Origin of the sequence: Rheinheimera sp. (assembly GCF_036568245.1) — a bacterium.
Taxonomy (GTDB): domain Bacteria; phylum Pseudomonadota; class Gammaproteobacteria; order Enterobacterales; family Alteromonadaceae; genus Alishewanella.
Genome location: NZ_DATCSY010000047.1, coordinates 1 through 10,552 on the forward strand (window position 1 = coordinate 1; position 10,552 = coordinate 10,552).

14 protein-coding genes are annotated in these 10,552 nt (G+C 47.1%); 3 read left to right on the forward strand and 11 right to left on the reverse strand.

Going from position 1 to position 10,552, the window contains the following annotated elements; translation table 11 throughout:
- Positions 1-71: 71 nt before the first annotated feature.
- From VIN66_RS02205 to glnB, 3 genes are read right to left on the reverse strand one after another with little or no spacing between them, the layout of a single operon-like run.
- On the reverse strand, positions 72-974 hold the full coding sequence (locus VIN66_RS02205; RefSeq protein ID WP_331922471.1) for a M28 family peptidase: 903 nt from the start codon (positions 972-974) through the stop codon (positions 72-74).
- A 1-nt stretch (position 975) separates the two neighbouring features.
- Positions 976-2,151 carry a tetratricopeptide repeat protein gene (locus VIN66_RS02210; RefSeq protein WP_331922472.1) on the reverse strand — a complete coding sequence of 392 codons (1,176 nt, stop codon included), beginning with the start codon at positions 2,149-2,151 and terminating at the stop codon, positions 976-978.
- A gap of 33 nt (positions 2,152-2,184) precedes the next feature.
- Positions 2,185-2,523 (reverse strand): nitrogen regulatory protein P-II, encoded by a 339-nt coding sequence (gene glnB, locus VIN66_RS02215; RefSeq protein WP_331922473.1) that lies wholly within the window; start codon positions 2,521-2,523, stop codon positions 2,185-2,187.
- Between the two features lie 149 nt (positions 2,524-2,672).
- Between glnB and nadE the strand changes: the two genes are divergently transcribed.
- Positions 2,673-3,500, forward strand: coding sequence for an ammonia-dependent NAD(+) synthetase (gene nadE / locus VIN66_RS02220; RefSeq protein ID WP_331922474.1), 828 nt, complete (start codon positions 2,673-2,675; stop codon positions 3,498-3,500).
- A gap of 75 nt (positions 3,501-3,575) precedes the next feature.
- A complete protein-coding gene (locus tag VIN66_RS02225; protein WP_331922475.1) occupies positions 3,576-4,079 on the forward strand; it encodes a GspH/FimT family pseudopilin in 504 nt (167 codons plus the stop codon).
- On the opposite strand, the gene VIN66_RS02230 is transcribed toward VIN66_RS02225, so the two are convergent.
- Genes VIN66_RS02230 through pilV form a run of 5 tightly spaced genes read right to left on the reverse strand, consistent with a single transcriptional unit; the run spans position 4,080 to position 7,388 of the window.
- Entirely contained in the window at positions 4,080-4,484 is a 405-nt protein-coding gene (locus VIN66_RS02230) for a type IV pilin protein (protein ID WP_331922476.1), read from the reverse strand.
- Entirely contained in the window at positions 4,485-5,558 is a 1,074-nt protein-coding gene (locus VIN66_RS02235) for a hypothetical protein (protein WP_331922477.1), read from the reverse strand.
- 1 nt (position 5,559) lies between these two features.
- Positions 5,560-5,931 carry a hypothetical protein gene (locus VIN66_RS02240; RefSeq protein ID WP_331922478.1) on the reverse strand — a complete coding sequence of 124 codons (372 nt, stop codon included), beginning with the start codon at positions 5,929-5,931 and terminating at the stop codon, positions 5,560-5,562.
- 9 nt (positions 5,932-5,940) lie between these two features.
- On the reverse strand, positions 5,941-6,894 hold the full coding sequence (locus VIN66_RS02245) for a PilW family protein (protein ID WP_331922479.1): 954 nt from the start codon (positions 6,892-6,894) through the stop codon (positions 5,941-5,943).
- A 2-nt stretch (positions 6,895-6,896) separates the two neighbouring features.
- On the reverse strand, positions 6,897-7,388 hold the full coding sequence (pilV, locus tag VIN66_RS02250) for a type IV pilus modification protein PilV (RefSeq protein ID WP_331922480.1): 492 nt from the start codon (positions 7,386-7,388) through the stop codon (positions 6,897-6,899).
- Between the two features lie 191 nt (positions 7,389-7,579).
- Here pilV and VIN66_RS02255 point away from each other — a divergent pair, with 191 nt between their 5' ends.
- A complete protein-coding gene (locus tag VIN66_RS02255) occupies positions 7,580-8,083 on the forward strand; it encodes a GspH/FimT family pseudopilin (RefSeq protein ID WP_331922481.1) in 504 nt (167 codons plus the stop codon).
- Between the two features lie 62 nt (positions 8,084-8,145).
- Here VIN66_RS02255 and VIN66_RS02260 read toward each other — a convergent pair whose 3' ends face one another.
- From VIN66_RS02260 to VIN66_RS02270, 3 genes are all read right to left on the reverse strand, one after another.
- Positions 8,146-8,466: a TapY2 family type IVa secretion system protein gene (locus VIN66_RS02260; RefSeq protein ID WP_331922482.1), complete on the reverse strand. Its 321-nt coding sequence runs from the start codon at positions 8,464-8,466 to the stop codon at positions 8,146-8,148.
- Positions 8,467-8,468: 2 nt separating this feature from the next.
- Positions 8,469-8,861, reverse strand: a complete 393-nt coding sequence (locus VIN66_RS02265; protein ID WP_331922483.1) for a type IV pilin protein — start codon at positions 8,859-8,861, stop codon at positions 8,469-8,471.
- A gap of 12 nt (positions 8,862-8,873) precedes the next feature.
- The coding region (locus VIN66_RS02270) for a pilus assembly protein (protein WP_331922484.1) at positions 8,874-10,552 on the reverse strand (1,679 nt) is incomplete at its 5' end.

Here is a 10,552-nt window from a genome sequence, read left to right on the forward strand (position 1 = left end):
ACGCCAGTCGCAAAAGGCCTGTTATGCAACAGCGCCCGGGCAACAGTAATCAGCTTAGCTTTGACTGGTAACTATTGCCGTTGACCGTTGAGTACAGCAGGAGCTTGCTGCTCCAGCCATTGCACAGTATGCCAGATAGCCTGCATTGCCATCGCCAGAAAGTCTGGCTCTATTCTCTGCCAGGTATCTTCAGGAGTATGGTAATCAGCATGCTCATGCCCACCGAAAAATAAGTATGGAATGCCGGCACGGTGAAAAGGGCCATGGTCGCTGGCTTCTAGCCAGTTATAGCGCATATTGCTACGGACATTCCGTGGCGGCCCCCTGTGCGGTAAAAACTGCAATTTACTGAACTCAGCATGCAGCTGCGACATTAATGCCGGATAGCGCCTTGCACCTGTCAGATAAAGCCTGCCGCGCTTACCTGCACGGCCAATCATATCAAGGTTCAGGTTTAATACGATATGGCTCAGCGCCACCGGCGGGTTGGCAACAAAAGCTTTGCTGCCGTAAAGACCATTTTCTTCAGCATCTGTTGCCAGGAAAATATAGGAATAAGCCGGGCACACTTCTGACAATCTGGCAGCAAGTTCAAGCAGCGCTGCAACCCCGGACGCATTATCATCAGCGCCATAGAATATGCTGCGCCCTGTTTGCCCAAGATGATCATAATGCGCGCTGACAACAATATATTGCTGTGGATAAAGGCACCCTTGCCGGTAAGCCAGCATATTCACGCCGGTTTTCTCCTGCCAGCCTGCATATAAAAAAGTTTGCTGGTAACCTCCGTCAAACGAAGCAAGCCCTAAAGACTGATAGCGCTCACCGATAAAACGCCGGGCCAGTTCCGCACCGGCAGAGCCCGTTTCCCGGCCCTGCATATCAGCACTGCTCAGTTGCCGGATATCTTCCAACAATTGAGCAGAGACACTATGTACAACCAATAACAGTACACAGCAGAACTGTCGTGCCACCTTAATGCCTGCTTTGATATAACTTCAGCGCCTGCAACTTAGCATCATAACGCTGGCGAGTACTCTCTGTCGGCGCCAGCGCTGCAGCGGCAGCAAGTACTTCACCAGCCTTGTCAAACTGTTGGTTACGATAAAGCGCAGCAGCCAGCTCTAATTGCAGCTGATGGACATACGGTGCCTGCTCTGCAGCTTTGGAGAAATAGGACACTGCGTCCTCGTAACGCTGCTTGCTGGTAGCTGTTTGCCCAAGTAAAAACCAGAGATAAGGGTCGTACTCTTCCAGTTCAAGCAGTGATTGCAGCATCGCTTCCGCCTGTTCCGCTTCGCCAGCACCGAACTTCAACATAGCGTAATTACCAATCAAAGTTGCTTTATTTGCCGCTACGTCAAGTCCATATTGGTAAAACTGCTCAGCCAACTCTGGTCGCTGTAAACGTCGGTGCACAACTGCAACCAGATTAATAACGCTGCTGTAGTGTGAATCATATTCGAGCGCTTCTTTTAGCAGCGCCAGTGATTGACTATATTTCGTCGCTACAGCCGCGTCAGCCGCCAAATTGCGATAAAACATGGCAATGAACGTTTTCTCTGAAATACGCGGCCCGGTTAAATCACCTGAAGACGGCAAATAATCCACGACCACTCTGGGCTTGCCAAAGTAAATAACGCCTTTTTCAGGAACAAAATCTGGATCGTACAAAAAAGTACGGACATGATCGGACGACAGCATATAGTCATTTTTCATACTATAAACAGGCGCTGAAATAATGGTCTGAAACTCAATAGGTATTCCTGCGATATCAGCCAGTGCTTTCGTCAGCACGGCCAGTGAAATACAATTACCGCTTTTGTTGGCGTAAGCCTCTCGCGCAGTATAATTCTGCCCAAGATAGTTGAATCCGGCAGTGTGCTGTTCCAGAAAGCTGTATAGCCGCTTATGGCGTGGCATATCCTGCAATTGCGCCGAATTAAAGTACTGTAGAAATTCGGCCTGTTGCTCTGGCGTCAGACTAAAAATATCGTCCAGAGACGGCACCTCTGCCACCGCTTTAGCCATTGCAGCGGAATAAGGTACAGTTACCTCAACAGGCGCAGGCGCCGAAGGCTTCACTGTGCAGGCAGTAAGCACCGATGCGACGCTTACTGCCATGAGCAAAGCGCGTAGAATAATCACCATCTTAAAACTTTTGGTTAATCAACTATTAACCTGTTATATCGCATCTTCATCTTCTTCGCCAGTACGAATGCGGATCACCCTTTCGACGTCAAACACAAAAATCTTACCGTCACCGATACGGCCGGTCTGTGCCGTCTTGATAATGGCTTCAATACAACGCTCAGCCTGTTCATCAGTGACTACAATTTCCAGCTTCACCTTCGGTAGAAAGTCCACCATGTACTCGGCGCCACGATACAATTCAGTGTGACCTTTTTGCCGGCCAAATCCTTTTACTTCAGTCACCGTCATACCGGTGATATTAATATCAGCAAGCGCTTCACGCACGTCGTCAAGCTTAAAAGGTTTAATGATGGCTTCAATTTTTTTCATTGTAATATCCGTCTGTTATGCGCCACAGTAACCAGCAGTATAATACAAGGCTCACCAGTGTTCAGCTGTTAATCATCAACAATGACTTGATCTGACACGGGGATAGCACGGTAAGATAGACAGATATTTTCAGCAGAGGCCAGAACAGGATGAATGCAGCTCAGATTATTGCCGAAATGCGGGTATTACCGCAGATAGACCCGCAGTTCGAAATTCGCCGCCGTATCGACTTTATTAAACAGCGGCTAACCGCTTCGGGTATGAAAACGCTCGTACTCGGCATCAGCGGCGGTATTGACTCGACAACCTGCGGCCGTTTGGCGCAACTGGCCGTGGAAGAATTAAACCAAGCTTCTGAGGGATATCAGTTTATTGCGGTGCGCTTACCTTATGCTACGCAAAAAGATGAAGCCGAAGCGCAGCAGGCAGTCGATTTTATAAGGCCGTCTAAAGCCCTGTCTGTCAATGTTCAACCGGGCGCAGATGCGATTCATCAGGCAACCTGGAGCGCGATGGCTGCGCAGGGGTTGGCCACTGCGTCTGATGCCCAGGCTGACTTTGCCAAAGGCAATGTTAAAGCCCGTACCCGAATGGTCATTCAGTACCATATTGCCGCATTAACCGGTGGGTTGGTATTGGGGACGGACCACTCGGCAGAAAATATCACCGGCTTTTTTACAAAATGGGGTGACGGTGCCTGCGACTTGGCACCATTGTTTGGGTTGAGTAAACGCCAGGTTCGCTTAGTTGGCAAAACCCTTGGAGCCCCTGAAATCTTGGTAGGAAAAACCCCGACAGCCGACTTAGAGTGCATGGCGCCACAGAAAGCCGATGAAGCTGCGCTTGGTTTGACTTACGAGCAAATAGACGATTTTCTCGAGGGTAAACAGGTAGAAACCGATGTTAGCGATAAATTGATCGGTATTTACCTGAAAACCCAACATAAACGGCAAGCTATCCCCACCATTTATGATTAATTAGGTTTAAAATTTTTTACATTTAATTAAAATAAACTATGCTTTTTGTCGGAGCCATTCTGCAGGAAGCATAGTATGCAATCGACATCATCACGGGGTTTCAGCCTACCAGAATTAATGGTAACACTGGCCATACTGGTTGTTTTTGCCAGCAGCGCAGTGCCCGCTATGTCTGCTTTTATTGACCAGCAACGTGCCAGTGCTTATGTCCGCCAGTTCAGTCAACATTTGGCTTATGCCCGCGTCGCCGCAACAAGCAGCAACTTACCGGTAAGGGTTTGCCCAATGACAGGCAATGACTGCGCGGAACAATGGCACAACCTGCCGGTGCAGCTGACATTGCAGTATCCTGACAACAGCATCAAGTTATTAAAAGAATTGCCTTCGGTTAGTACTACACACAAACTCATTTTCAATCGCGATGCCATTACATTTCGCCGCGATGGCAGCCTGAATGGTTTTGAGAACGGTACTTTCATCTATTGTGGAAAAGAAGGTGCAGGCTGGCATTACACCCTTACGGTAAATCAGGCTGGACGAAACAGATTAAATAAAATTACCTCACCCTGTCCTGAATGACTATTCCCAGCAGTGCAGACTTTGCGTCTGACCGGGATTTCGCTGTCCGGCATGGTTTAACGCGAACAGCAAACACTCTGAATCAGCACGCTGTGAACCTTGCGCCTGCGCTACCAACAGATACCCTTGACTACCATCAGTCAATGTCAGTTCGAACCGATACCTCGCCACGGCTTCATTTAAGCCAAGTGACTGCAGATCTGCAGCATAATTACCATAATCAGCCAGATACTGCTCCTGTGCATTAGCAAGCTGCAACAGCTGGGTAATGGCTTGCGAGCGATAGCTTCGCAGCACATGTTGCTGATAAGACGGATAGCAAATAGCAGCCAGGATGCCTACTATGGCGATCACAATCAGTAACTCGATCAGGCTAAAACCAGCATATTTTTTCGTAAAAGACATTTAATGTGCATCCTGCTCAGTCTGAAACGTAGCCAGTCTGAGAATACGTGGGAAGGGCTGATGATCAACAGCTGTTACACAATCAGCACAGCTGGCATCAATGGCCAACAGCTCAGTTAGCAGCGTTTGCTGTTGTGCGGCATGCTGCAGACTAAGAACCAGGCTTCCCTGCTCATTCTCAGTTAAAATCAAACTGCCACGACCCTGTTGAGTTATATCTCTGTTACGCCTGCTATAGACCAGGCCGGCATGATGAAGATGAAAAGCGTGCAACTGGCTTTGAGCATCATCGGTCAAAGAGCAGTCTGCACCAACGGCAGTAGGCTGAGCGCCGGTAAGGTACACTACGCCAGCATAAACCTCTGGTTTAGCTATGACCCGCTGATTAAGCTTTACGTACCAACCGCCACCTTGTTGAATTTGCTGCCATAGCTGCTCTGCTATGCCATAGCGTGGTTCATCAGCATCCAGCTCAGTTCGGTCAGTTAAATCAGTCACCTGCCAGGGTGTGTCCCGTTGTTCAGTATGCTTAACCGCCAGCAGAATATCGCCTTGCGCAGCAGACCCGGTAACTAACAGCATGGTTTGCCGCCGCATGGCGCCCAAACCATCAGGCGCCAAAACTTGCACCAGCTGCAAAGGTTGGCGGAACACCGCCTCTGTCTCGCTGAAATCAGCCAGCAGCACTGGCTCAGAAAAACCACTGCGGTTCAATCTGACAAACCATAGTAATCCACTTACATCGACGACATAGATTGCATCCGTAATCCCGTCGTAATCCAGGTCTAACAGCACTGGCTGCGCTTTTATACTGCTGATTTGACCAGAAAAAGTTGGCCACTCTGATATCTGCCCAAGTAATGCAAAGCTTTCGGCACTGTGCATTTTTAACACACCATCTGCATCAGGTACCTGTAGCTGGACGTTGTTACTCAGCAACACTTGCCGGGTACTTTGCGCGTCAGCCAATGAGGGCAACGTAGCCGCGACCGGCCCAGGTTCGTTTAAGTCACAGCCAATACTGATACCCGGCAACAACAGGGTGATAACCGCAATCAATCTGGACAGTGTCATATTAATTATCCTGCACGGCCAAATGCTGTTTCAGCATAATACTGCTGTAACCCGCGTAAAATTGACGATTGTCAGAATACGTATCAGTACTGAGATAAAACACTTCACAGCGCAAAGCGCCGGCAGACCAACCCGCATACTGAGCCGGGCAGTCCGCCATAACCTCTGTAGGCACAGCGTTATCATCAGCCAGCGCAGTAGCCTGAGTGAAGTGTTGCTGTAATGCTTGCTGAGAGACCTGTAGTTGTTGCTGCCCCGCCAAAGCCGCTTTATGACTGAGCTGGCTGATCAGCAAACTGGCCGTTACCAGTAATGTCATGACAAGTAAAAACACCAGTGCCAGTATCAGCACCATACCCTTCGTCTGCGTCATATTGTGCTCCTACAACGCTGCATTATTAAAATAAACACTGCTACTGATAAGTAGTCGCCGGTAATGGTCGCCAGGCGCCACAAACTGCTCAATCCCCATATCATAGCGCTGCTGATTGACATAGTGCTGATCGGGTTCACGGGCACGCAGCAGCACATGATACTTAAGGCTTACAATTCTGGCAGAGCGCTGCGGCCATAACTCCGCCGGCATCTGTCTGGTTGCAAGATTAAAATTCAGCTTGCCATCAAAATCGCTATCAATGCCAAATTCAAAGTGCATGCGCTCAACACCATCCAGCACTGAATCGGTACTGATTACCGCATTTCCGGCTTGGTTTCTTGTCAACCTTTTACGCATTAGAACCGGTATAGTTGCACCATCGATCCGTTGTTGCTGCAAGTAGAACACTAGGTGTTGGTACGGGAAATACCCGTAGCGCTCGTTTAACATGGCGCTGCTACCATCAACAAACCTGCTGTGCTGCCAGTCTGTTTCCAGATAAAACCTGTTCTGCCGCATACCGTCCAGAGCCGTTTTCAACCCAACAAGCCGCTTTACCTGCAACAACTCTGTTTGTGGTATCGGGTTGGAAATACAGTTCAATTGCCGCCCAACGCCGGTTGTCTGTGCGTACAAGGTTACAAAATCCTGCGCGGGCTGAGGAAAGCTGCCACTGTCCAGCAGTTGCTCAACACAATCGCCGGCAGGCGCTACCGGCATAGGAAAAGCAAGCGCAGCCAAGGGATCTGAACGCCCGCCCCAAAAGCCAACATTTGCCAGTTCGTTGTGGAATAAAGTCATTACCAATTGCGCATTTTGCTGCAGCTCTGCCAGTTGGTGTGCTTGTCGGGCAGAGCGGCTCATTACACTAAACGCTGTTACTGCCATACTCATTAACAAGAGCCCTAGCAACATTGCTATCATTAGCTCGGTTAAGGTCAATCCATTCTGGCGTTTCATGTTTATTCTCCACCAGCGTGAATGACAAAAGCACTACGACCATTTGTCGCGTCACAGCCCGACACGGCAGTAGATGTTGCGCTACGTTGCTGCCAACTTACCGCAAGCTGTACAGAGCCTCCTTGTTGTTGCAGACAAAACGCCGGGTTAAACAAACTAGCGCCAGCCGATGTCTGCAGGCTATGTGCCCAACGATTTAGTTGCGTAGCCGCAACCTGTTGGGCAGTGCATGCTTGTTCAAAATTACATGTGGGGTCAAAAGGAAGTTCAAATTGGCGGGTTATATGTGAACCAAGCAATGCAGTTAAATCAGGGTTGGCCCGAATCTCACTCAACAGGCCATGGCTTAATGCAATGGCCTGAGTACGCTGAATGGCATCCTGCAACTGGCGTAAGCTAAAAGTCTGCGCAGCTAAGACACCAAGTAAGCCAACTTTTAATATCAGTAAAGTAACCAGTACTTCGACTAAGCTGAATCCATGTTGTAACCGCATATCCGTATGCCCAAGGTTAATTTTAACCTTAAAGTTACAACATTATTTCAAATAATCAAATTTGAGCAATGAAAGAAAAATGCGTAATTTAATAACCAGATGTTTTTTAACTATAATTTTTCCTGTGTTGCTCAGAATGAGTCTGTTAGACTTACTGAACATTCAGCTAATAACAAAGGGCGGGAGTACTCGTGAATAGTTCTAAAGGTTTTACGTTATTAGAGTTGATGGTTGTTGTTGCTATTGTGGCCATTCTGGCGGGTATAGGTATTCCAGCTATGAACAGTTTTCTTGAAAACTCCAGGGCAGAAGCCAAACTTACAGAACTATCCCGAATGTTTGCGTTCGCCCGTTCGCAAGCGGCATCAACTAAATCTCCTGTAACAATTTGCCCTTTGGTAAACGATGCTTGTACATCAGATTGGAAGCGCCGGATAAGTGTTTTCAATGACCCTAATAACAACCGCAGAAGGGATTTAAATGAAGCAGAACTACGTGTTATTGAAGCATCACCAGCAACAGACCAAGTAAACTTTAACATTGCCGGCATAACGTTTCTCGCAAATGGAACGTCAAATGACAATGGTGTCCTCTCGTACTGCCCTTCTGGAAAGCCAGATAAAGCAGCCCAGCTTACGCTGTTACAGTCTGGTCGCTCGAGAGTGAGCAAAAACGGCGCGGTATGTGGCGGTTAAATAAAAAACCACTTCAATATTGAAGTGGTTTTCTCATAACAATGTCCCAATTACGTAAAAACTTAGCGCAATGTTTCTTCATCTAATTTTCTTGCTTTTGCACTTGTAAAAAGTTCGCGAACATCAACACACTCATATACCTGCAGTATCGTCAGTCGTTGATTTCTCTCAACAACAACTTGTTGATTAACGAGCAACTTCTCCAAATTGCCATGCTGATTTTTAGGTTGTCGCCGATAATCGCGTATAACCTCACGATCATCAGCAAGCTTCATATGGCACTTATAATTATATAGCTTAGATTTTATATCGACTGACTGTTGGGCATGTAGTGGCGAAACCGAAATCATAGCCAGACTCAATAATAAAATTATTTGCTTCATACTTACCTCCAGCAATCCTGTGCAGATGCTGTTTTAGCACCTGCCTGATTGATACCCATAGTGGCGCAAACATCATTTGCCTGAACACCTTGCCCTACAGCTGTCAACGTGAAAGTGCGTGCTGCAGCTGCACTTACTCTTATTTGATAGAGACCATTTTCCGTAGTAAAAACCGCGTCAGGAAACCCAAGCTCTGTTAAATCAACAGCATAGCGCCGGCTGTCAGCAAAAAATTGCTCCTGCATATTAGCGATCCGGACTAACTCATTCATACCTTCGCTACGATTACTGCGTTGCACGTACTGCGTATAACTCGGATACGCAATTGAAACCAGTATTCCGAGTATTGCAATTACAATCATTAACTCTATAAGAGTAATACCACGTTGTTTCATACTATAAAATCCTTACAAGCTCTCATCTATCACCATGTATTGACGGACTGGCCTGTTAGTGCCGCTTTCCTGTAATTCAGGTATCAAATCACAGTTTTCCCGGCAGGTTATTTCTGTCGGCGCAGGTCCCAATACTTTGATTGTTCCTGGCTCTTTCTTACAGTCATCGCCTTGGCATGGCTCTTCGCTAGTTGTAGTAATGACTACTTCCGGTGTATCAGGAATCCTTGGTATTTCGATAACACTTCGGATCAATATGCCGTAATTCAAACTAAAAGCATAAATGCGTCCGAGGCCACCACTCAGGCTACAGGTACCCTCAGTCTCTTCCATACTTGGAATATAACTGGTAAAGAAAGCAATACCAGACAGCACTACCGCTGGAGATAATGATTTCTCAGACGAGCTCAGTGGATAATACCAGCCCTTAGTTGCCGATAAATCTTTGGTCAGCTCTTCCATTTGCTCAATGGTGTCTCTGGGGCTTGTATCTTCCAGCTGATATAGGTCCGCAATAGTGATTATCTCCGGGGCATTATCTACGTTAAACAACGTACTTATCGTATTCATATCCCTTAGCATAAACAGCACATCCTCCGTACCGTCATATAAAGGGTGTGGCCGGCTACCGCTGCCAATAACAATGGCGTCGAATGGCGTATCAGTTTTAGTAGTAACAGTAGTACTTTCACCATCTATTGTCGTTGTTACTTCCTTTGTCATACGCATTTCCATGCGAGCTACCACTGGCTCATTAAAGAAACGTCTGTCTTGACCTGCTGCAGTCTCAGCCAAATCTGCAAATTTAACAACAGTCCATTTTGACTTATCGTTACCTACTAAGTCGGCACGCCAGATATAACCGCCTGTATCTGCGAAATACAGTCTGTCAGTGTAACCATCATAATCACTATCTAACGTAGAGACTGATGCTGGCACGCTATGTTCGATTCCATATTCTGAGCCAAATGACTTCACTAAAGCGCCGGTTTTAGCATCGACAATAAAGACTCCACGCCCTTCGTTATCGGGTGTTACGCTACCTGTACCGTCTTTATTGATGCTGTAACCAGCACCAAAAATAAGTACAGGATCATCGCCTTGTGTCTCTAAATAGGCCACTTTTGGTGTCGACCAACTTTGTCCCAGTTCACTGAACCCCGGGGTGTTATTGTCAATCTTCCACATTAATTTGGGTTGGTCAGGATTAGTAACATCGAGCGCATAGTATGAATGACCACCGCGGCGTAAACCAAAGAACACCCAGACATTATCGTCACTGCCAATAACACCATCGCCATTTTTATCTTTAAAGAATGACACCGGTGTGCCATCTACACCGTAAACTTTAGGGTTACCATTCTGGTTTAATCTAAGCTCCGGGATATTCCCTATCAGCTCTTGCGGCATAAAAGCCCAGCTTTCAGATACGGAGTCACCACTGTCTTTAAACATATGTAAGAAACCGGCGTTCGTACCTATAACAATTCGAATATCATCAGAACCGTACGCTAAGACCAGCGGCTTAGAATGCAGTGGATCGCCCATTAAATCTTGCCGTCTATCGGTTTTGTCACCATTACGGTTGTCATCATCAACATCAATGCCCTTTGCCCAGGCAATATGCTGTTTCTGCACTTCATCATCAACCCCAAACAGGTCATCTAATAAGTCGCCATCAAAAGCATCAG